This window comes from Acinetobacter sp. YH12227, assembly GCF_013417785.1.
GTDB classification, from domain to species: domain Bacteria; phylum Pseudomonadota; class Gammaproteobacteria; order Pseudomonadales; family Moraxellaceae; genus Acinetobacter; species Acinetobacter gandensis.
The window spans coordinates 19661-41241 of record NZ_VPDH01000033.1 but is presented as its reverse complement, the minus strand read 5'-3'; the positions used below and the strand labels follow the sequence as shown (position 1 = coordinate 41241).

Sequence of the window (21581 nt, the reverse complement as noted above, 5' to 3'; positions counted from 1 at the left end):
CAGGGTCTTGTGGTGGCGCACCTTTGGATATTATTAAAAAATACATTGAAAACCAACAAGGTTAAAATCTTTGAAATTCACCTCCACCCTGACTGTCGGGTGGAGTCCTCTTTCACTTTAAGATAGTCGACTGAATACGTCATTGTTCAAATGGCTTATTTCATTAAAGTGTTATCTAAAACAAAAGAGTCATAACACACGATGAAATTTGGACATGCAAGCCGAACAGCGCAAGCTGCTGCTGCCATTCGCGCTAATCATTATCTATATACGAACCAACCTGTTTTTTCCGACCCTTATGCCTTTCATTTCACCAGTCCAATTTGGCGTCGAGTGCTTTCAAATCGTACGTGTATAAAAGCGTTAAATAGTAAAATACCCAATCAAGCGTTTGGATTACTCACCGCACAAGTAGTAGCACGTTCACGCTATGCCGAAGATCAATTAGAAATGGCACTACAACAAGGGATTAAACAATATGTGCTGATTGGTGCTGGCCTAGATTCTTTTGTCCTCCGTTTAGCTCAGAAGTACTCCGATATTAAAGTCTTTGAAGTTGATCACCCTGATACTCAGGCATTAAAAATACAAAGTCTACAAAAACTTGGCCATATTCCAGACCATGTTGAATTTGTTTCAATTGATTTTGAAAAAGAAAATCTAGCGCATGCTTTAAAACGTAGTTCATATAATACCGCGCAACCTGCTTTCTTTTCTTGGCTTGGAACGACGCATTATTTAAAACCAGAAACAACTTTTAGCACCTTACAAACCATTGCCGAATTTGCAGCCACAGGCAGCGAATTGGTTTTAGACTATTCCATTCCCTATCAAGATTTAACAGGACTAGAGCGTGTCGGATCATTTGCTGTTTCCAAATTTACCTATTTTTTAAGTGAACCCATTATTGGGACATTTCACAGTGATGAGTTACACCGTGCCGTTTCAAGGCTAGGTTATGTGGTCTTAGAAGATTTATCTGCACATGACATTACTCAGCGTTATTTTGCAAATCGTAAGGATGGAATACGACATACTCAAGCCACGCATTTGCTGCATTTAAAACGGGCTTAAGCATTTATCTATAGTCGACATTTATAGTGAGTCAGCTAGAATAGTCACGCGAATCATTAAGCTATTTAAAATTATGTCTGAAAAATTGATTAATTCCCCTGTCAATCATTGGTGTGAGTTTGAGTTCATCTCTAAAACAGTGAAGAACCCTAATATTCACATCAAAGGTAATTATTCATATTATTCTGCATATTGGGATCAGGGTTTTGAGCGCTGTGTGGTGCGTTATTTACATGATAAACCTGCAACAGCTGAGAAGCCGATAGACCAGCTATATATCGGTAATTTTGTCTGTTTTGGCGCAGAATGCGTGATTATGATGGGCGGCAACCAACTCCACCGTACTGACTGGATTTCAGCATTTCCGTTTGATACACGTAGTTTTGTACCTGCCGGTAACACAATCATTGGTGATGGCTGCTGGATCGGCTCACGTGCCATGATTATGCAAGGCGTTACACTTGGTGAAGGTGCTGTGGTGGCTACAGGCGCGGTGGTGACCAAAGACGTACCACCATATGCTGTAGTGGGCGGAGTGCCTGCTCAAATTATTAAATATCGCTTTCCTGAAGAAGATATCGAAAAACTGCTTTCACTTAAGCTCTATGACTTAGATGAAAAGCAGTTTCTAAAAATGCGGGAACAGTTACAGACAGATAATGTTGATAAATTAGTCCATTTTTTAATCTATAATGGATTAAAGCCCTTTATCTATATATGACTGCCAATCTTTAATAAAATTATTTGAATGATCTAGCTCAGAGATTGATACATCTTTCAATACATTAATCAATTGATATTCAGGATCTTTACTCTTTTTAGCATTATCATATGCGGAAAGAATCTTATCAATAAATGTATCTTTAATATCCAAGTCTTTTTCCAAAATCAATCTAAACCACTCTGATTCTTCAATGTCACTAATACCGTTAGAACCCCATGTACTCAAATTATGTCTTTGCATAAAACTGCGTTTATTAGTACACAAATATTCATTGATTTTTTTGACAATTGATTGGATAAAAATATGATAATTTACATAAGGTTTCTGCCCCATTATCAAACTAAGCAAAATTAAATTCTTCTTCTGATTCGACGTTCTCAACAACGCATATTGATTCAGCTTTTTAATTAACTCTCTACTATTTAGCCTTTTATCAAGCTGCAAGCCTAATAACCAATAAAATAACTCATTCCTATCATTAATAGATTTCAACTCACCAATTCTGAATAACTCGTATTTAATAACTTCTTCAAAATCATAAATATCGCCCTCGTTCGACAGGTGAATTGTGAAATCCACAAATTTCTCCAGATAATCTCCATTCATCTCTGAATCATAGCCATAGTATGATTTGACTGATTGTAATAGTTGAGGCTTATTCATTACCAAAACAAAAACAATTTTTGGAATATCAAAAAAGTGTTTAATTCTTTCAATTAGACGAATTGCAAAATCAGGACGACATCGATCCAATTCATCAATAATAAAAACTAAAGGTTTATCTAATTTTCCAGCTAATACAGCAAGTTCTTTCTTAAAGTCATGAATTGTTTGTTTCTCAACTTGATAATTCTCTATTTTCTTTTCGATTTTCTCCTTAACTTTTGCAGCTATTTCCTCACTTGCTGTGTCATACAATGCTTTTCCTTCTTCATATACCTCTTTAAATGCTTCTCCAGCTCCACCCAAGCCAATCCAATGCATGCCCGCTTTAGCCGCAATCATTGGTATGACAGCCGCCAACGATATTAATACTGAAGCAGTCTTAGCATTAAAATCTTTAATTTCATCATCATCAATTTCTTCTAACTCTTTAAAAGTTTGACTTATTTCAGCTGCAATCGTTAAAAATGGATCTTCCAAATAATCATTAGCAAATGCATCCAAATAAATCACGTTATGCTGAGTATCATCTAAATGCTTCGCCCAATGACGGACAAACCACGTTTTACCCTCACCCCATCGTGCATCCAAAGCAAGGACAGCTCCACAATTTAAGCGGTCAACATAGTTGGTGAGTTGCTCTCCTAAACGGCGGCGATCCCAAAGATCACCCTCCCATGCAGTTTCAATATTCTCAAAATTATCTTTAGACCAGTTCAATTGGTTATCTATCATTTCTATTTATATTCATCAAGTTAACTATATATTAAGTATAACAGTAGCTCTATAAATTAACATTTAACACATGAGCATCTCGCAACTTGTCATAGCCTTTTCTCTAAATTCATACTATAAAGAACTCACAAAATAAAAAGATCACTACTTTTCAGGATGAATGATGACGAGAACCACTCAATTCTCAGGCATATTTATACTTGCCCTACTGGCAGCAGTCGTCGCAACTTTTTGCGATGCGATTCATGTCTATACCCAGACGCTTAGTTATCCAGACCCAATATTTTTTAATCAGGCTTGGTGGGTATTCCCCGGCTTTTTTATTGCCTTTGCTTTCATGGCATTTAGCTACATCCAACTTACGCAACTATTCAAACACTATGTGATGACTCAGCTCAGTTGCCATCACGACGGTACAGCTCCATTGATTGAGGCTTTGGTGCTCTTTGCGATTGTCTACATACTCAGTGGTTTTGGTAACTTCCACCCAGAAGCATTGTGCTGGATTTTCTATATTAGCTTTTTTATTCGCTGGTTATTTAGCTATGAGCGTACATGGCTACTGATATTAGCCATTATGCTTGCCATTGGCGGCATGTTCTTTGAAGGACTATTAGCTGAATTTGGTTTAGTCAAATATCGCTATTCAGAAGTTTTTAATGTGCCGTATTGGCTCGGGGGCATATATATGCATGGCGCATTTGCCTTACGTGCAGGTATGCGTCGTTTTATTTATCGTTAATTTTTTAAATTTGGAAAATTGAGACATAAAAAAAGACCACTCAATCGGAGTGGTCTTTTTTTGAATATGGTGGCTATGACGAGACTTGAACTTGTGACCCCCGCATTATGAGTGCGGTGCTCTAACCAACTGAGCTACATAGCCTTAAACTGTGCGCGCATTATGGAGGGATATTTAAATATCGTCAAGCCCATAATGCGCGTATTTGATCAAAATTTGTTGAAGTGAACCGATAAGCCGGGTTCTGTCGAGGACGATCATTCCTCTAGGCGTACAATCACTCATACGCTCAAGCGACCTACCCGGATCCAGCATGGGCCATGCCTAAAGGATCCCTATTTGGTCTTGCTTCCGGTGGGGTTTACCATGCCATGAACTGTTACCAGTCATGCGGTGCGCTCTTACCGCACCCTTTCACCCTTACCTCCGATTTTGATTGCTCAAAACCATAATGAAGGCGGTCTACTCTCTGCTGCACTTTCCGTCGGCTCACGCCGCCCAGGCGTTACCTGGCACCTTGCCCTATGAAGCCCGGACTTTCCTCCCCTGCTTTAGTCACGAAGACCTATACACAGCAGCGATCGTCTGGTTCACTTCGGGGCGAATTCTAACAAATTTGCAAACTAATTGCTTGATGTTTTTTGAGCAATCAGTTTTTCATACTTCTGCAAAAGTTGCTCTTGGGTTTCTGCATGTGATGGATCAAGCGGAATACAATCTACAGGACAAAACAACTGACATTGTGGTTTGTCATGATGACCTACACACTCCGTACATAGGTCTGGATTAATTTCATAAATGACCTCACCCATAAAAATTGCCTCATTTGGGCATACAGGTTCACAAACATCGCAATTGATGCATTCATCAGTGATATATAAAGACACTCTACCAGCCTTGTTGTTGTTTCCGTTTAAAGGCTTCGACCACAGCTTGAGGAACAAACTGTGTTACATCACCATTTAAACGAGCAATTTCACGCACTAATGTCGATGAAATAAAAGAATATTGCTCTGATGGTGTTAGGAATACCGCTTCAAATTTAGAATCTAAACGGCGATTCATGTTGGCCAATTGAAATTCATATTCAAAATCTGAAACTGCACGTAAACCACGCAGTACCGCAGTGGCTTTTTGTTCATTAAAGAAATTTACCAACAAACCATCAAAACCTACAAATTCAACATTAGACAGATGACTTAATGACTCTTGTGCAAGTGCGACACGTTCATCCAGACTAAATACTGGGTTTTTGTGATGACCAATTGCAATTGCCACAACAACTTCATCAAACATACGTGATGCACGAGTGACTAGATCAATATGACCATTGGTAATTGGATCGAATGTGCCCGGATAAATTACACGAGTTTTAGACATCCAGCTGTACTCTGTTTATTTTGTAGATGGGTATTTTAGCAAAATCTTGATTTATAGGTGAAGTAACTCGATTAATTTAAAGACTTCATCTCTTCAAAAGTTCGGGTACAATAGTCTTAAGTTTGGAAGTATTAGATTATGGCGAAAGCAAGTATTGTAGTTAAAAAGAATAACGGCGGAACGATTGCACTCAACAAGCGTGCTCGTCATGATTATTTTATTGAAGAAAAATTTGAAGCTGGCCTTTCTCTACAAGGCTGGGAAGTCAAGTCTATGCGCGCGGGTCGTATGACCATTGTGGAAAGTTATATTACATTTAAAAATGGTGAAGCTTTCTTATTTGGTGCGCAAGTACAGCCTTTGCTAAGTGCTTCAACACATGTTGTACCTGAAGCGACACGTACACGTAAGCTTTTACTTAATCGTCGTGAAATTGAAAAGTTACAAGGTGCGATTAACCAAAAAGGCTATTCGTGTGTGCCTTTAGCGTGTTATTGGAAAGGACCAAATGCCAAATTGGAAATTGCTTTGGTAAAAGGTAAGCAATTACATGACAAACGCGCGACTGAAAAAGACCGTGACTGGCAACGTGATAAAGCACGGATTTTCCATAAATAAGTCCGCATGTAGATACAAAATAAAAAAACCTCCAATTCGGAGGTTTTTTATATGTTGCAATCAGCATTTAACAGAATTTCAAACCACCAAAACAGTTCGGTGCAAAACCTTGCCCATTTAGGATTAAGTTTTCAACATTAAGTTTTAGTGGTGACTTGCTTAAATCCACATTACCAATATTTGCTGTCAAAGCACCAATTTTTAATAAACCACCCAAATCGCTGGTCTTGGCAGGATTAGTATTTAGGTAAGCACTGACTGCTGTACCAATTTGAGGAAAAAACTGTTCAATATTAATTAAATCTTGTGGAATCACTTCACCAATGTTTACAGGATCTTTAGCCGATAACCACCATCCTGTTTGAGCAATATCATCATCATTGGTGCCCAACCACTTAATGGCTTGCTTTTGTAGACTAAGTGACATTGCTGAATTAATTGGTAAGTTATGAATTAAACCCAATGATTGTTTTAATGTTAAATCCGCAGTGATTCCCGTAATTTTACCGCTCATATAGACATTTTCAAATTTTGAACCTGTGGGTGCGAGCAGACAGGCTAACCAATCACACCCTGTCACCGTGGCAGTTACCTTACCGCCAAGAGCTGTCACACCCGTGGGGTTACCATTCGCGTTATAACTTACAGTCCCAGCTGCTGGATATCCACTTTTGTCATCACCCAGTAAGATATCTGGGACTTTGACTTGAGATACCAAAGTCACATCTTTCATCCGCGTACCATTCACCACAATTGCCGGTGTGGTAAATGGATTACGCTCGATATTTGGGATATTAAAACCACCCGCTGTGGTTTTAAAATCAACCTCGGCCAAGCCTCCCAAGCCTAAAGCTTGAAGTCGCCCAGTCACTGATAAATTACCGTATTGATTTGAACCGTACAGGTTATATCGCGTGCCAGCTGTACTTGCGAGACCTTTAATCATACCACTACTATCGGACTGTACTTTCATATAACCAGATAAGTTATTAATACCATTGGGTTTGCTGGTATTTTCTGTACCTGTAGTTAATAAACCTACCACTTTATCTGCACTCAAACGGAAGCCAACAACCTCACGTTGCGATGCACTTTTTGGATTTTTTATTGCAAGTTCTATGAATGGATTGGTTAATTTTGCAGAAGAACTAGCACGGCCATCCGAAGAGCTACTTTGCCCGCTCAGACTTAAATTATCGATATCAATATCGCATGCACCCGCGCCATTTACACCGCCACATCCAAGCCTTAGGCTTTTAACATTGACGTTAATATCCATTTCAGCATCCATACCAAGTTTATAAAAACCGACATTGGCTGCTTTCATCAAAGCATTGGTATTCTCAGGATCAACAACACTCAGATTAATTAATGCAGCACCATCAATACTAGACAACTCTTGATCATCTAAGCTTACAAGGCCTTCATTAGCGTATACAAATGATGTGAGCGACAAGGCAGATAACGCAATGATTAATGCTGATTTTTTCATTATTAATTAATCCTTTTTCATATTTCCACCCATCCCGAGTGGATTTTTATGAGAAGATTAAATCAATAGTTTTTGAGCAAATGAATATCATTTTTGTGACACGTATCACAGATAAATGATACATAATGCCAATAAGTATGCATAAAAACTTAATAAAAAAGCCTGAAGATATTTTATTCTCCAGGCTTTTCAGTGATTTATATCATAATTTCTAAGTGTATTTTCTTACAAATTAATTAATTTTATTTAACAACAATCCGATGTATTCACCAAACCAAACAGCCGTTGTTAAATCTCCTTCAGGTGGCGTCACCTCAACGGGTGCATTATCAGATTGTGTCATTAGCCCCAAGAAGCTCGACATACGGTTTAAATCTGTAGTGCTTCGCCCTGTTGGCATAAGAGGTAAGCCCGACCACAACATGCCATGTTGCATGGCAAAAAGATTAATTTGCTGTAAAACAGCCAATTTATCACCACTAAGACCTCCGCCATTGGTAAAACCAGCAGCTAATTTACCCTGCCAACTGCGTGCTAACCAGCGCTTAGAAGACTGCTCCATAAAAAGTTTCATGGCAGCACTCAAGCTCCCCATATAGGTAGGGCAACCAAAAATTATCGCATCTGCCGCATCAAGCACATCCCAATCAACTTGTTCAACATTCATTAAATGTACTTGAACACCCGCTTTTTCAGCACCTTGCGTAATATATTGGGCTACTTTAGCAGTATGTCCATATGGACTGTGATAAACAACAGCAAGAGATTTAGCAGTCAAAGACATAACAATTAAAAGTCGATAGATTCAGTCAAGTTTAGCATTTTCACGCCATAAAAACGAATGTTGCCATACGACCTGTTTTTGCTTCTCTACGGTATGAATAATATTGATCCGCTTGGCTGAATGAACATTGGTCTCCACCGAGTACAGCTTCAACACCATGTAATTTAAGTATATAAGTGGCTATAGCATACAGGTCCGCATAGTACTTCCCTGCTTTAACACCTTCTTTAAAAGCTGTCTCTAGTTCAGGATACTTGGAACAAAAGGCCGTCTTAACTTCAGCACCGATCTCAAAACAGTCTTGGCTAATGGCTGCACCCAACCAGGCCACAACAGGCTGACTTTGCATAGCTACAATAGTATTTTCAACAATACCGTGTGCTAAACCTTTCCAACCTGCGTGTAAGTTGGCAACTTCGCTTCCATCCGCATTAACTAATACTATCGGCAAACAATCTGCTGTCATCATCATTAATACGTGGTGCTTACGCTGAGTTGTCATACCATCGCCTTCAGGCGCAGCAAAATACATTTGCTCATTAATCGTATGACAAATGGTACTATGAGTTTGATTCATCCAACTGATTTTATCCACGCCATAGCCTGCAAAGTCTTGAAGCAATTGCATCCGGTGTTTTTGCACACGTGCAGGATTGTCACCAACATGCAAAGCAAGGTTAAACCCTGCTAATTCAGGTACATCTGATGACTGCATTTGCTCATGATGTACACGTGTTTGTCCCACATATACGCCGTGTGGCAGTCCCTGAACAAATTGCATGTTGTCGTCCTTTGTAACTATAGCGAGTAAATCAGTCTTCAGCTTAGTAAGCTTTATTTTCTGTACGGAGCACTTCAACTAAATGATTGAAGTCTTCTGGCCATGGTGCATCAAACATCATGTCTTCACCTGTACGTGGATGAACTAAGCCCAGTTGCACAGCATGCAATGCCTGACGTTTAAAGCCACGCAAAGTGTCGTCAAGTAATTGTGAGGCGCCTGCTGGCATACGTACACGTGGCATATAAACGGGATCGCCAACAAGACCATGACCAATATACATCAGATGCACACGAATTTGATGTGTACGACCTGTCTCAAGACGTGCTTGAATACGAGTAAAGTTTTGGAAACGTTCTTTCACATTATAGTGAGTCACTGCTTCTTTACCGCCTGGTAACACCGCCATTTTTACGCGATCAACCGGATGACGTTTAATTGGCTCATCAATCGTGCCACCTGCAATGATATTGCCGTACACTACAAGATCATAAACGCGATAAACAGACTTTTTCGCAAGCTGCTTACTCAATGAAAATTGAGACTCTAAGTTTTTAGCTACAACAAGTAGGCCTGATGTATCCTTATCAATACGATGGACTAAGCCCGCACGTGTAAGTTCAGCCGATTTTGGATAATGATGCAAAATCGCATTCACTAACGTTCCGCTACTATTACCTGCACCCGGATGTACTACCATACCCACAGGTTTGTTAATCACCATAATATCGTCATCTTCATAGACAATATTTAATGGAATGTCTTCAGGTAAGCTGCGTGTCTGTGCTTCAAGCTCAACTTCGAGTGTTAAAAGCTCATTGCCTTCACATTTGTACTTTGGCTTGACAGTGTTACCATTGACCAACAAATGGCCCTCTTTGAGCCATTGTTTGAGTTTTTCACGAGAAAAATCAGTCCAAACCAGCGCAGAAACTTGGTCGATACGTTGTCCTAAATAGCTTTCATCCAATTGAAATTGCAACGATAAACGTGTTGCAGTTGAGTCTGAAGTATGGTTATCTGCATCCTCAGAATCTTCAAGTAAATTGAAATCAGTTTCAGGGAAATTAGAATTGGAAGATTGTGCTTGACTCATTTGCTCATTCAGACAAAAGTGGTTTAATAGTTCAATTGTAGCTCATTGCCCGTATTAACAGAGGAATTTTTATGTCGCTACCAAAATATAAAATGACAATGCTTGCTCTAACTATAGGCATTGCATCGGCAATGGTAGGCTGTAGCAGTAATCCAAAGAAAGAAGTGGTCGACACAGGTCCACAATCAAGCGAACAGGTTTATATCGAAAAAGCAAAAAAAGCGCTTGAACGTAACCAATATACAGATGCGGCAAAACACCTTGAAGCACTTGAAACCTATTACCCTACGGGTAACTATGCACAGCAAGCGCAACTTGAACTATTGTATGTAAAATTTCAGCAAAAAGACTATGAAGGTGCAATCGCACTTGCAGACCGTTTTATTCGTATGAATCCACAGCATCCACAAGTTGACTACGCTTACTATGTGCGTGGTGTGTCAAACATGGAGCAAAACTATAACGGTTTACTTCGCTATACGTCATTAAAACAGTCACACCGTGATGTCAGCTATTTAAAAGTGGCATACCAGAACTTTGTCGACTTTATTCGTCGTTATCCTTCAAGCGAATATGCTGTTGATGCCGCACAGCGCATGAAGTTTATTAGCCAAGAATTGGCTGAAAGCGAAATGAATGCTGCACGTTTCAACGTAAAGCGTAAAGCATGGTTAGCTGCGGTTGAGCGCTCACTTTGGGTGATTGAACACTACCCGCAAGCACCGCAAGTACCCGAAGCTTTAGCAACTGTCGCTTATGGCTATGACAAACTCGGTGATAAAACAACATCTCAACAATATATTGAAGTGCTGAAGCTCAACTACCCTAAATTGGTTAAGTCCGACGGTACCGTGAATATGCGTGCCGCACGTAGTGAAGGTAGTTTTATTAACCGTGCGACCTTAGGTATTTTTGGTAAAGAAGCCCAAACTTTAACGGAACAAAACCCGTCTGAAGTTGAGGCCGATGAAGAAAAACGTAGTTTGACTAATCGTTTAAGCTTTGGCTTACTCGATCGTCCAAAAGATGAAAAAACACAATCGACCGAAGCAGCTGAATAATATCAGTTCATATATTGTCGATTTTTTACAAAGGGCAAGTTAGAATACTTGCCCTTTTGTCTTTTCATGATGAAATTTATCAGATAGATTAAAAGATACGCACTCTTTAGCACATACCGATTTTGTAGAAATGAATTACAGCATTGCTGACGTTATTTTACTTAAAGAACTGCACTAACTGACCGAATAGACAGACAATACAGCATGGCAATTCCACAACACACCATTGATCAAATTTTAGATCGCACCGACATTGTCGATGTGATTGGTCAGTTTGTGAAATTGAAAAAGACCGGACGCACCTATTCTGGATGTTGCCCTTTCCATCAGGAAAAATCGCCATCTTTCCATGTATATCGTGATAAACAATACTTTCACTGTTTTGGGTGTCAAGCCAATGGTAATGCCATTCGCTTTTTAATGGATATCGGTAGCCGAAACTTTATTGAAGTAATGAAGGATCTCTCTAGCCAAACAGGTATTGAGCTCCCTAAAGACAATACAGACTCAAATAAACTTAAATATAAACGTGAGTCAAAACCCAAACCTGTAGAAAAAAAGCCTGCTGCATCGACACAAGAGCCTCTGGTTCAACAACCATCAAATTCAGATACACCCGCAGTTTTTGAACATGATCCATTTGCTGAGTTTCAGTCTGCAGACGAAGCTTTTTATGGCAATGATCCATTTGCGCATTTCGATCAAATTGCTGATGGTTTTGAAGATGTCCCGCAAGACGGTAACCTTTACGACCTATTAGAAAATGTCGCCCAATTTTATGAGCAACAGCTTCCATTAAGCCAAATCGGTCAAGCCTATTTTAAACAGCGTGGGCTGAGTGCAGAAACCATTGCCTATTGGCGGCTGGGTTATGCCCCTGAAGATTGGCAGCATTTAGAAAAAGCGTTTCCACAAGATATCGAAGGGCTTAAGTTATTAGGCCTGATTCGTACCAGTGATAGCGGACGTGACTTCGACTTATTACGTGAACGGGTTATTTTCCCGATTCGCGATAATAAAGGCCGTGTTGTCGGTTTTGGTGGTCGTGCCCTGAATGACGAGATTAAGCCCAAATACATTAACTCGCCAGATTCTGAGGTCTTCCATAAAAACCAATTGCTTTACGGCCTATATGAAGGCCGTAAACAGAAAGCGCAAGACTGGCTCATGGTGGAGGGTTACATGGATGTCATTGCATTACAGCAATATGGCATACATGGTGCTGTAGCAACACTAGGGACAGCCAGCAATACCGATCATTTAAATATTTTATTTAAACAAAATAATCGAATCACTATTGCTTTTGATGGTGATGCTGCTGGTCAAAAAGCAGCACGTCGTACCCTTGAAATTGCTCTACCGCTGCTGAATGACGGCCGCGAACTCAAGTTCTTTGTACTGCCAAATGATCACGACCCTGACTCGCTCATTCGCCGCGAAGGCATTGAAAATTTCCGACGTTTATTAGATCAATCACCATTAATGTCGGATTTTATTTTTGCTCTGTTGACGCAGAACCAAAATATTGCAACACCTGAAGGTAAAAGTCAGGTGATGGGCGAATTAAAAAATTTGACAGAGCTATTACCGAAGCATGGTTCATTCCGTTATTTATTACAGCAATTCTTCCGTGAAAAATTAGGTTTTAATCGTAAGTGGCAACCACAAGTTAACAATGATGCTTCTTTGAGCTTCAGTACCAAAATTGATGCTGAAGAATATGTCATCGCCATTTTAATTAACCACCCTTATCTTTATATTCACTTTGAGCCATTACGCGCACTGGTTTCACAAGACTTATTACTCTTCCACATATTGAATATTTTCAATGTGATTTTCGATGAGTTACCTGATGACCCTGAGCTTTCGACTTATTATGTGTTAGGTGCGTGTGCGGCTCATCATCATGAATTGCAGCATATTTTAGAACACGCAAATATAAGCGACTATACGTCTTCGCCTGAACAGGCGGATAAGCTGGCAGCAGATTTTTCGACTAAGCTGCAATATGCTTTCTTAGAGCAAAAAATTAAAACCAATAAGTTCTCGTCACTGGCAGAAATGCGCAATCTCAAACAACGAATTGCAGAGATTGCGAAAAAACGATCACTGACTTTACTTGAAGATTAAATTTTTGGGCGGAAATAAGCCCCTATAATATGCATGGCATTTAATAAAACATTGAATATTTGCAGCGAGTTATTTCTTCGGTTTACGACGATTTTCCGCAGTATGAACCAAATCTTGTTCTAACATTTCAAAATAGGCTGGATCTTCAGCGGTCGCTGCATGGCGCAATGCAATAGATGTCGGATGCAGTAATTTTTGTGTTAAGCGATGAGAAAACTCTTGCATGACTTGCGCAGCATCTTCCCCTTTTTGCAGACGATTTAAAGCCAAAGCCAATTCTTCCTGACGTAAAGCTTCACCCTGTGCACGGTAGGCATGAATTGTTGAGCCAGCTTGATTCACTTTTTGTTGCGTGATCAAATCAGTCGCAAGCTGATTGACCATAACTTCAGCTTCAACCGCTGCTTGCCGACGCTGAGCTAAGTTTTCTTCAATCACCGTTTGCAGGTCATCAACACCGTACAAATAGACGCCATCTAGACTTTCCACTTTCGCTTCAATATCACGTGGTACAGCCAAATCCACTAACAACATTTGCTTATAACGACGTTTTTTCAATGCGGCTTTTACATCAGCAAAATGAATAACCTGATGCAAACTACCAGTACAACTTGAGATCACATCTGCGCGATACAAATTAGCCGCCAGATCATCAAATTCAATAATTTCAACTTCAACGCGATGTGCAATTTCTTGGGCCAAAGCTTCAGCACGTGCGCGTGTACGGTTACAAATTATGATTTTACCAACACCCATTTCAGCTAAATGCTTCGCCACAAGACTATTCATTTCACCAGCAGCAACAACCATCACGGTTAGTTGTTCGGGCTTGCTAAACACCTGTAAAGCTAACTGCGCTACTGCATAACCCATTGAAACAGCGTGACTTCCAACAGCAGTTTCAGAACGTACTCGCTTCGCTGCATAAAAAGCATATTCAAAAATTCGGTTTAAATTGGGAGAAACAGTTGACGCATCTTTGGCTAAAGATAAGGCCGTTTTCACTTGCCCTAAAATTTGCGGCTCACCAAGCATCAAAGAATCAAGACCACTCGCAACCCGCATTAAATGTGTTACGGCTTGCGCATTTTCATAACGATACACGTGATTTGACAATTGCTTTACATCAATACCATTTGATTGGGCGAGCCAATTCAATACCATGTCTGCATTTTCAGACATCGCATACACTTCGGTACGATTACATGTAGACACCACCACCATGTCATTCAATTCAGGGGTGTGGCTTTGCTGTTCAAGTAAAGCACTTAACTTTTCAGGGTTAAATGCGACTTGCTCACGCAGTTCTACAGAGGCGGTTTGATGGTTGACACCCAATGCAAAGAAAGACATATCAGATCATCATTTCGCTAAATTTATGCTATTGTGCAACATCGGTGTCATAAAAAGCATTACTTGGATCAAGAAAAATTGCGTCTAACAAATAGCCGAATTAACGGCCAGACAATAAAGCATTATTCTACCACATTCTTACTTGTGGGTAGCATGGCTTCAACTCTCCCTATTCGGGCAGTTGGAGAAGTTTACCATGCAAATTCAGGATATGATGCAATAAAACAAAGTATGATTGCTGAGTTTGCATTGGCATACCAAGATATTCCAACTGCTTTGCATAATTACACTGTTCTTGCGATTAAAAGTAAATCAAGTATGGTCAAGCAACGCGCTCTAAATGTTGCGATTGAGCAAAATGACTTACATGCAGCATTAGACATTGCAACCCATTGGGTGGTGCAAGAACCTGAAGACGTTCCTGCTTTATTTTATTTATCACATATCGCGTTAAAATCCCATGAGTACGAACTCGCGGCGGAAACACTCGATAAAATATTAACTATTGACCCAAATGCAGACCTTGAGCAAATCTTGGCAGGTATTTCACCTGAATCGACGGACGATCGTGCTTATCTCATTCAGGCTTTAAGTGCCAGTAAAGAAAAAAATAATCCTTCTATTTTGGTTTTAGTCGCAGGCTTACAGGCACAAAATGGTGAAATTGCAGATGCACTTGACACCATTAATCTTGCACTAAAAAAACGTCCAAAAGTCACTGGCTACATTTTAATGAAAGCCAATTTATTAATGGCTATGGGCGATGAAGATGAAGTTTTAAAATGGTTTGAAAAATCCAGTCGTAAGCACCGAAATAATATGGAAGTGCGACTCGCCGAAGCCAAATATCTGATTAAAATTAACCAATCAGAACTTGGTCTCAAAAAATTAGAAGACATTTTAAAAAAATGGCCTGATGCTGAAGAAGGCTTATTCATGGCGGGTTTAACCAGTATCGACTTAGAGCTATATGAAAAAGCTGAAAAATATTTGGTCGAACTACGTTATTCATCGCAATATCAAAACGAAGCTTATTACTATTTGGCTGTCAATGCGGAACGTAAACAACATTTTGAAACTGCAAAAGCCTACTATCGCTTGGTCGATGGCAGCTTATATACCGTTTCACGCCGTAATATGATCAGTATTTTTGCTCAACAAAGTAAATTGCATGATGCTTTGCGCTTTTTAACGCAAGAACGTGTCAACTATCCACAACATGCAAGTTTTCTGTATTTGGCTCAGGCGGATATTCTTAAACTCATGAATAATAAAAAAGCAGCCATTCGCTTACTTGATGAAGCAGTACGAAACTTACCCGATGATCCAGAATTAATTTATTCAGAAGTTTTACTTTTAGATGCCCATCAAGATAAAGATAAACTGGACAGACTGCTTAAACAATTACTCGAAATTGAGCCCAATAGCCCAACCTATTTGAATGCTTATGCCTACACCTTAGCCGTGCAAAACCGCCGTTTAGATGAGGCGCGTAAATATGTTGAACATGCCTTGGAATATGCGCCTGAACAAGCTTCGATATTGGATACACTCGGCTATATTTGTTATTTACAAAATGATTATAGTACAGCTGCGGCCGTGTTAGAAAAAGCTTTTGAATTAAGCAATAGCGTCAAAATAGGTGTTCGCTATGCGCGTTCTGTCTTTATGTTAGGTGACTTGTCAAAATTTGACACCCTGTTACAACAACTCCAACAAAAATACCCGAATGATCCGCAATTAGAACAGCTGGATTCGTTATTGTTACCCCTACAAATGAAAAAGAGTTAAAACATTTTTATGCGTATAACTTCAAAATTTGGGTTATCCACCCTCACTTGCTGTACATTATTTTTCACCGGTTGTCAGCAATATGTACAACCCCAAACTCCGCCTACGCCCGAAGAAATTGCTGCAAACCAATTTAATCTACAAGGTAAGATTGGTGTTCGAACCCCTCAGCAAACAGGTAGCGCATTTTTTACGTGGGCACAAGACCGTGAAGAATACGAGATTGAACTGAGTGGTATTTTAGGTGTCGGTAAAACCCAAATATCTGGCAAATCAGGGCTCGTTCAACTCAATAGTGCAAAAACCGGCCTCATTGAAGCAGATACACCAGAAGAATTACTTGAACGTGCAACAGGTTGGCAAGCTCCAATCACCCATTTAGTTGATTGGGTTCAAGCACGTCCTGCAACGACTCAAGCAAAAATCACCCGTGATACCGCAGAACGCCCTCAACAGATACTTGAAGATGGTTGGACCGTAGATCTAAGCTACAACGATGCTGCACAGCTGCCAAATAAGTTAATTTTAAAACAATCGCTTGAGAACGGTACAGAAAACCGTATTACAATGATCATTCAAAATCGTTAATTTTTTCTAAGCTGACTTATGACTTCTGTGATTCGTGTACCTTCTCCAGCAAAACTTAATCTTTTTTTGCATATCACGGGTCGCCGTGCCAACGGCTATCACGAATTACAGACCATTTTTCAGCTCATTGATCTTTGCGACTGGCTTGAATTTAGCCAATGCGAAGTAACAGATGAGCAAGCTTTGATTCAAATAGATGGTTTAAATGATGTCAATCTAGAACAAAACCTTATTTTTCGTGCTGCGCAAATACTCAAACCTTTCGCGAAAAATTTGACTGCACAAAGTATCCGCATTGAGAAAAATATTCCTATGGGTGCAGGACTAGGCGGGGGTTCATCCAATGCTGCAACCACGCTTATTGTGCTGAATAAATTATGGCAATGTGAACGAAATACTGAACAATTGGCAGCCTTAGGTTTACAACTTGGCGCAGATGTTCCGGTATTTGTACATGGTTTAAATGCATGGGCTGAAGGCATTGGTGAACACTTAACATTCATAGATTTAGATCAAAAACAGTACATTGTGTTAAAACCTGACTGTTTTATCAGCACTCAACTGCTTTTTTCACAAAAAACGTTGACAAGAGACACGAAGCCTACTAAATTTTGCGGCTATCAGGATATGCCATCTGATTTTGGAAACAACTTTGAGCCTGTGGCAAAAAGTTTATACCCCGAAGTCGATGAAGCAATGCAGTATTTAGATCAGTTCGGTGCAGCAAAGCTTACAGGTACAGGTGCTTGTGTATTTACTGAAGTAACTGAAAAAATGAATATTGATGACATTCTGAAAAATTCACCATGTAAAGCTTACTTGGTTCAGAGTTTGAAAGAATCACCATTACGTCGTTTTGAAGTTTGATATAGGGGCGTCGCCAAGTGGTAAGGCACCGGGTTTTGATCTCGGCATCCGTTGGTTCGAATCCAGCCGCCCCTGCCATCATTTTTCACCTGTAGATGTTATTGCTGTAAAGTTTTAGGGGCGTCGCCAAGTGGTAAGGCACCGGGTTTTGATCTCGGCATCCGTTGGTTCGAATCCAGCCGCCCCTGCCATTTAACTTCACAGTCAATCAATATCAAATTAGGGGCGTCGCCAAGTGGTAAGGCACCGGGTTTTGATCTCGGCATCCGTTGGTTCGAATCCAGCCGCCCCTGCCATTTCTTCAAAAAAGACAGAGCATAATTTACAGCGTCTTTGTTAATTCACCTTGACAAAACACAGTAAAAATATTAAAGTTCTGCCGCATTAGGGGCGTCGCCAAGTGGTAAGGCACCGGGTTTTGATCTCGGCATCCGTTGGTTCGAATCCAGCCGCCCCTGCCATCTAATTCCCTAATTTGCCAACCGCCAAGGGTGCTTCATGCCCAATCTTGTCGTTTTTAGTGGATCTGCACATCCACAATTCGCCCAAAAAGTCGTAAGCCACCTGCACATCCCTCTAGGTGCTGCATCTATCGGTCAATTTTCTGACGGTGAAATCGCTGTTGAAATTACTGAAAATGTTCGTGGTAAAGACGTGTTCATCGTACAACCTACTTGTGCCCCAACTAACGATAACCTAATGGAAATCTTAGTGATGGCTGATGCTTTGCGTCGCGCAAGTGCTGGTCGTATTACTGCTGTAATTCCTTACTTTGGTTATGCTCGTCAAGACCGTCGTCCACGTTCAAGTCGTGTGCCGATTACTGCAAAAGTTGTAGCAGATATGCTAACAACTGTGGGTATTGACCGCGTTGTGATGATCGACCTTCACGCTGACCAAATCCAAGGTTTCTTCGATATTCCTGTAGACAACATCTACGGTACTCCTGCGCTTTTAGCTGATCTTCGTCAACAGTCTCACGACAACCTTATGGTTGTTTCTCCAGACGTTGGTGGTGTTGTACGTGCGCGTGCAGTTGCTAAACAAATGGGTGATATCGACCTAGCAATCATCGACAAACGCCGTCAAAAAGCCAACGAATCACAAGTAATGCACTTGATTGGTGACGTTAAAGGCCGTGACTGTGTCATTGTGGATGATATGGTGGATACAGCAGGGACATTGTGTAAAGCTGCTGATGCACTTAAAACTTTCGGTGCGCGTAAAGTTGTTGCTTATGCAACTCACCCAGTTTTATCTGGTAAAGCACTTGAAAACCTTAAAAATTCTGTGATTGATGAACTTGTTGTTACTGACACAATTCCTCTTTCAGAAGAAGCTTTAGCACTTGGCAAGATTCGCCAAGTTTCAGTAACAAGTATGGTTGCTGAAACAATTCGTCGTATTAACAACGAAGAATCTATTAGCGCAATGTTTGATTCTTATCTATAATATAGCGCTGAAATTCCAAAGCCCTGCCATTTGGCGGGGCTTTTACTCACTAGACTGGTCGCAAGTCTAGTCATTTAAACTTAAAATAGGATGTCTATCATGGCAAACTTCGTATTAAACGCAGCAGCACGTGAAGAAGCAGTACAAGGGAAAGGTGCGAGCCGCCGCCTTCGTCTTCAAGCTAAAGTTCCAGCAATCATCTATGGTGGCGAAGCAGCTCCTGTAACAGTAACTTTAGAACTACGTGAGCTTGTTAAAGCTTTAGAAAACAATGCATTCTTCGAAGAAGTTGTTGAAATCAACATCGACGGTAAAGTTGAAAGCGTTAAAATCCAAGCGTTACAACGTCACCCAGCTAAAAACACTCCAATGCACGCTGACTTTGTTCGCGCATAAGTGTTAAATGGTGTAAATGAGTGAGTAAACTTTCACTGATTGTTGGTTTGGGTAACCCAGGTTCTGAGTACGCCCAAACCCGCCATAATGCAGGCTTCTGGTTTGTTGAACGCCTTGCAGATCAATATGGCATTTCCCTCAAAGCAGACCCAAAATTCAACGGAATTAGCGGTCGCGGTAATATTGAAGGTCAAGACGTTCGTCTGCTATTACCTACAACCTTTATGAACCTTGTCGGTAAAAGTGTTGTTCCCTTCGCTAAATTCTATCAAATTGCTCCTGAAGCGATGCTCATTGCACATGATGAACTTGATATGAATCCCGGTGTCATTCGCCTAAAAACAGGTGGTGGTCACGGCGGTCATAATGGTTTACGTGATATCGTCCCGCATACAGGTCCTAATTTCCATCGTTTACGTATTGGTATTGGTCATCCTGGTTCAAAAGAACGTGTATCTGGCCATGTCTTGGGTAAAGCACCGAGTAGTGAACAAGGTTTAATGGACGATGCGATCGCACATGCATTATCACGCACGAAGTTGCTGGTAACAGGTGAGCTTCAGCAAGCCATGAACCAAATCAATGCTTACAAATAGAACTGACTAATCCACAAATTGTTGAACAATGCTTATTGCCATCTTGTTCATTTCAGAGCAAAATGCGCTTGCATTTGACTGCTTATCCAGCATTCATAGATTGTTCCACCATAAGATCACAATCTTAGGTCCACTAAGGAGACGCTAGCCATGCTATCTCGTTTATTAAAAGCTAAAATCCACCGTTGTGTCGTTACACAAGCAGAATTACATTATGAAGGTTCTTGTGCGATTGACGGTATTCTCCTAGATTTAGCCGGTATCCGCGAATATGAAGAAATTCATATGTGGAACGTGACTAATGGTAAGCGTTTTACGACTTATGCAATTCGTGGTGAAGAAGGTTCAGGCATCATTTCTGTTAATGGTGGCGCTGCACTGCAAGCTGATGTTGGTGACTTAATGATTATTGCGACTTTTGGTGATTTCACTGAAGCGGAAGCAAATGCACACAAACCTCGTTTAGTCTATGCAAATCCAAATAATACTGTGAATCACACAGCAAACTGCATTCCAGTTCAAGTTGCATAAACAAATTTAAAGATTCAAAAAAGCCTGCAAATTTGCAGGCTTTTTTATGGCTAGAAACATTAGCGTTTAATTCAGGTATTCACCCACTAAACACAAACACCCAATAATTTTTAATCAATTTACCAATGTCGCTTTCGATCCTTTCCACCACGCTTGTTTTTGTTCACAGTCAAATGCATGTAAATTTTCTCCCACTAAGCCCACCAATAAAGGCTGACCATTTTTTTTCACTTTAAGTGCCGCATATTGAGCATCGCGATAACATGCCTCCAATCCTTCAGCAAATAAATAACTTCGTGCTGCTGGATATAGCTCATCAAAAGTATTTTCAGAATTTTTGAGTATGAGCTTTGTCGATGAATTTGGATACATCGTTAATAAGTCTGGATTAAAACTAGTACGAATGACACGATGCTGCGCATCGAGCAGCACATAGCTCAATATACTTGGTTGATCAATAAAATATTCACGTTCTAAATTTTCAGTTGTTCTATCTTGAGCAATCTGCACATCTGTTGATGTTGCTTGAGGTGGTTTGCCTCCAAAATACAAATCGTAGTTTAGCGCCATATAATCCCCTTGAATCAATGAACGCGGATCGACCGGTTGGAGTTTCACATAAATATGATCACTATGAGCCAAATGCCACTCATGTCGTGCAATCATCAGTCCAAATAGAATAATACTGAGAGTGGCTAAAACAAGTGGAAGCATTTTTTGCATGGGA

General features: G+C 40.3%; 22 protein-coding genes, 5 tRNA genes and 1 other RNA gene. 17 read left to right on the top strand and 11 right to left on the bottom strand.

The window, feature by feature from the left end; translation table 11 throughout:
- The first annotated feature begins 201 nt into the window (after positions 1-201).
- Positions 202-1074: a class I SAM-dependent methyltransferase gene (locus tag FTV09_RS09120; RefSeq protein ID WP_180058094.1), complete on the top strand. Its 873-nt coding sequence runs from the start codon at positions 202-204 to the stop codon at positions 1072-1074.
- Between the two features lie 73 nt (positions 1075-1147).
- Positions 1148-1795 (top strand): CatB-related O-acetyltransferase, encoded by a 648-nt coding sequence (locus FTV09_RS09115; protein WP_180058092.1) that lies wholly within the window; start codon positions 1148-1150, stop codon positions 1793-1795.
- Here FTV09_RS09115 and FTV09_RS09110 read toward each other — a convergent pair.
- Positions 1772-3196 (bottom strand): P-loop NTPase fold protein, encoded by a 1425-nt coding sequence (locus FTV09_RS09110; RefSeq protein ID WP_180058090.1) that lies wholly within the window; start codon positions 3194-3196, stop codon positions 1772-1774. The two genes, FTV09_RS09115 and FTV09_RS09110, sit on opposite strands and share 24 nt — an antisense overlap.
- Before the next feature lie 163 nt (positions 3197-3359).
- On the opposite strand from FTV09_RS09110, the gene FTV09_RS09105 reads away from it, so the two are divergent.
- Positions 3360-3938 (top strand): hypothetical protein, encoded by a 579-nt coding sequence (locus FTV09_RS09105; protein WP_180058088.1) that lies wholly within the window; start codon positions 3360-3362, stop codon positions 3936-3938.
- A gap of 67 nt (positions 3939-4005) precedes the next feature.
- Here the strand turns inward: FTV09_RS09105 and FTV09_RS09100 are convergent.
- The 4 genes from FTV09_RS09100 to coaD form a co-directional block, all read right to left on the bottom strand.
- Positions 4006-4082, bottom strand: a tRNA-Met gene (locus FTV09_RS09100).
- Positions 4083-4155: 73 nt separating this feature from the next.
- An RNA gene (rnpB, locus tag FTV09_RS09095) (RNase P RNA component class A) lies at positions 4156-4535 on the bottom strand.
- Positions 4536-4561: 26 nt separating this feature from the next.
- The gene (locus FTV09_RS09090) at positions 4562-4825 is read right to left on the bottom strand and encodes a YfhL family 4Fe-4S dicluster ferredoxin (protein ID WP_067764254.1); all 264 of its coding nucleotides are present in this window, start codon (positions 4823-4825) and stop codon (positions 4562-4564) included.
- A gap of 1 nt (position 4826) precedes the next feature.
- Complete coding sequence (gene coaD, locus FTV09_RS09085; protein WP_067764257.1) at positions 4827-5318, bottom strand: pantetheine-phosphate adenylyltransferase; 492 nt, start codon at positions 5316-5318, stop codon at positions 4827-4829.
- A gap of 138 nt (positions 5319-5456) precedes the next feature.
- On the opposite strand from coaD, the gene smpB reads away from it, so the two are divergent.
- Positions 5457-5936 carry an SsrA-binding protein SmpB gene (gene smpB, locus FTV09_RS09080; protein WP_067764260.1) on the top strand — a complete coding sequence of 160 codons (480 nt, stop codon included), beginning with the start codon at positions 5457-5459 and terminating at the stop codon, positions 5934-5936.
- A 67-nt stretch (positions 5937-6003) separates the two neighbouring features.
- On the opposite strand, the gene FTV09_RS09075 is transcribed toward smpB, so the two are convergent.
- The 4 genes from FTV09_RS09075 to rluD form a co-directional block, all read right to left on the bottom strand.
- Positions 6004-7428, bottom strand: a complete 1425-nt coding sequence (locus FTV09_RS09075) for a hypothetical protein (RefSeq protein ID WP_067764263.1) — start codon at positions 7426-7428, stop codon at positions 6004-6006.
- Between the two features lie 232 nt (positions 7429-7660).
- A complete protein-coding gene (locus tag FTV09_RS09070; RefSeq protein WP_180058086.1) occupies positions 7661-8212 on the bottom strand; it encodes a flavodoxin family protein in 552 nt (183 codons plus the stop codon).
- Between the two features lie 40 nt (positions 8213-8252).
- The gene (pgeF, locus tag FTV09_RS09065) at positions 8253-8993 is read right to left on the bottom strand and encodes a peptidoglycan editing factor PgeF (RefSeq protein WP_180058084.1); all 741 of its coding nucleotides are present in this window, start codon (positions 8991-8993) and stop codon (positions 8253-8255) included.
- Between the two features lie 43 nt (positions 8994-9036).
- Entirely contained in the window at positions 9037-10089 is a 1053-nt protein-coding gene (gene rluD, locus FTV09_RS09060) for a 23S rRNA pseudouridine(1911/1915/1917) synthase RluD (RefSeq protein ID WP_067764272.1), read from the bottom strand.
- A gap of 71 nt (positions 10090-10160) precedes the next feature.
- Between rluD and FTV09_RS09055 the strand changes: the two genes are divergently transcribed.
- Positions 10161-11150 (top strand): outer membrane protein assembly factor BamD, encoded by a 990-nt coding sequence (locus FTV09_RS09055; RefSeq protein ID WP_067764275.1) that lies wholly within the window; start codon positions 10161-10163, stop codon positions 11148-11150.
- A gap of 204 nt (positions 11151-11354) precedes the next feature.
- Positions 11355-13280, top strand: coding sequence for a DNA primase (locus tag FTV09_RS09050; protein WP_067764278.1), 1926 nt, complete (start codon positions 11355-11357; stop codon positions 13278-13280).
- 69 nt (positions 13281-13349) lie between these two features.
- On the opposite strand, the gene hemA is transcribed toward FTV09_RS09050, so the two are convergent.
- Positions 13350-14633 carry a glutamyl-tRNA reductase gene (gene hemA / locus FTV09_RS09045; RefSeq protein ID WP_067764281.1) on the bottom strand — a complete coding sequence of 428 codons (1284 nt, stop codon included), beginning with the start codon at positions 14631-14633 and terminating at the stop codon, positions 13350-13352.
- 78 nt (positions 14634-14711) lie between these two features.
- Here hemA and FTV09_RS09040 point away from each other — a divergent pair, with 78 nt between their 5' ends.
- The 11 genes from FTV09_RS09040 (at position 14712) to panD (ending at position 20854) form a co-directional block, all read left to right on the top strand.
- Entirely contained in the window at positions 14712-16424 is a 1713-nt protein-coding gene (locus FTV09_RS09040) for a tetratricopeptide repeat protein (protein ID WP_180058082.1), read from the top strand.
- Between the two features lie 9 nt (positions 16425-16433).
- Positions 16434-17012 (top strand): lipoprotein insertase outer membrane protein LolB, encoded by a 579-nt coding sequence (gene lolB, locus FTV09_RS09035; protein WP_180058080.1) that lies wholly within the window; start codon positions 16434-16436, stop codon positions 17010-17012.
- 27 nt (positions 17013-17039) lie between these two features.
- Entirely contained in the window at positions 17040-17879 is an 840-nt protein-coding gene (ispE, locus tag FTV09_RS09030; RefSeq protein ID WP_180058097.1) for a 4-(cytidine 5'-diphospho)-2-C-methyl-D-erythritol kinase, read from the top strand.
- A gap of 3 nt (positions 17880-17882) precedes the next feature.
- Positions 17883-17957, top strand: a tRNA-Gln gene (locus tag FTV09_RS09025).
- 38 nt (positions 17958-17995) lie between these two features.
- Positions 17996-18070, top strand: a tRNA-Gln gene (locus FTV09_RS09020).
- Between the two features lie 30 nt (positions 18071-18100).
- A tRNA-Gln gene (locus tag FTV09_RS09015) sits at positions 18101-18175 on the top strand.
- 90 nt (positions 18176-18265) lie between these two features.
- Positions 18266-18340: transfer RNA gene (locus FTV09_RS09010), tRNA-Gln, on the top strand.
- A 37-nt stretch (positions 18341-18377) separates the two neighbouring features.
- The gene (locus FTV09_RS09005; protein WP_067764287.1) at positions 18378-19331 is read left to right on the top strand and encodes a ribose-phosphate pyrophosphokinase; all 954 of its coding nucleotides are present in this window, start codon (positions 18378-18380) and stop codon (positions 19329-19331) included.
- A gap of 99 nt (positions 19332-19430) precedes the next feature.
- Positions 19431-19727 (top strand): 50S ribosomal protein L25, encoded by a 297-nt coding sequence (gene rplY, locus FTV09_RS09000; protein WP_067764290.1) that lies wholly within the window; start codon positions 19431-19433, stop codon positions 19725-19727.
- Between the two features lie 20 nt (positions 19728-19747).
- Entirely contained in the window at positions 19748-20323 is a 576-nt protein-coding gene (gene pth / locus FTV09_RS08995) for an aminoacyl-tRNA hydrolase (RefSeq protein ID WP_067764293.1), read from the top strand.
- 150 nt (positions 20324-20473) lie between these two features.
- Positions 20474-20854 (top strand): aspartate 1-decarboxylase, encoded by a 381-nt coding sequence (panD, locus tag FTV09_RS08990; protein ID WP_067668515.1) that lies wholly within the window; start codon positions 20474-20476, stop codon positions 20852-20854.
- 114 nt (positions 20855-20968) lie between these two features.
- Here panD and FTV09_RS08985 read toward each other — a convergent pair whose 3' ends face one another.
- The gene (locus tag FTV09_RS08985) at positions 20969-21577 is read right to left on the bottom strand and encodes a GDYXXLXY domain-containing protein (protein WP_180058096.1); all 609 of its coding nucleotides are present in this window, start codon (positions 21575-21577) and stop codon (positions 20969-20971) included.
- Between the last annotated feature and the right edge of the window lie 4 nt (positions 21578-21581).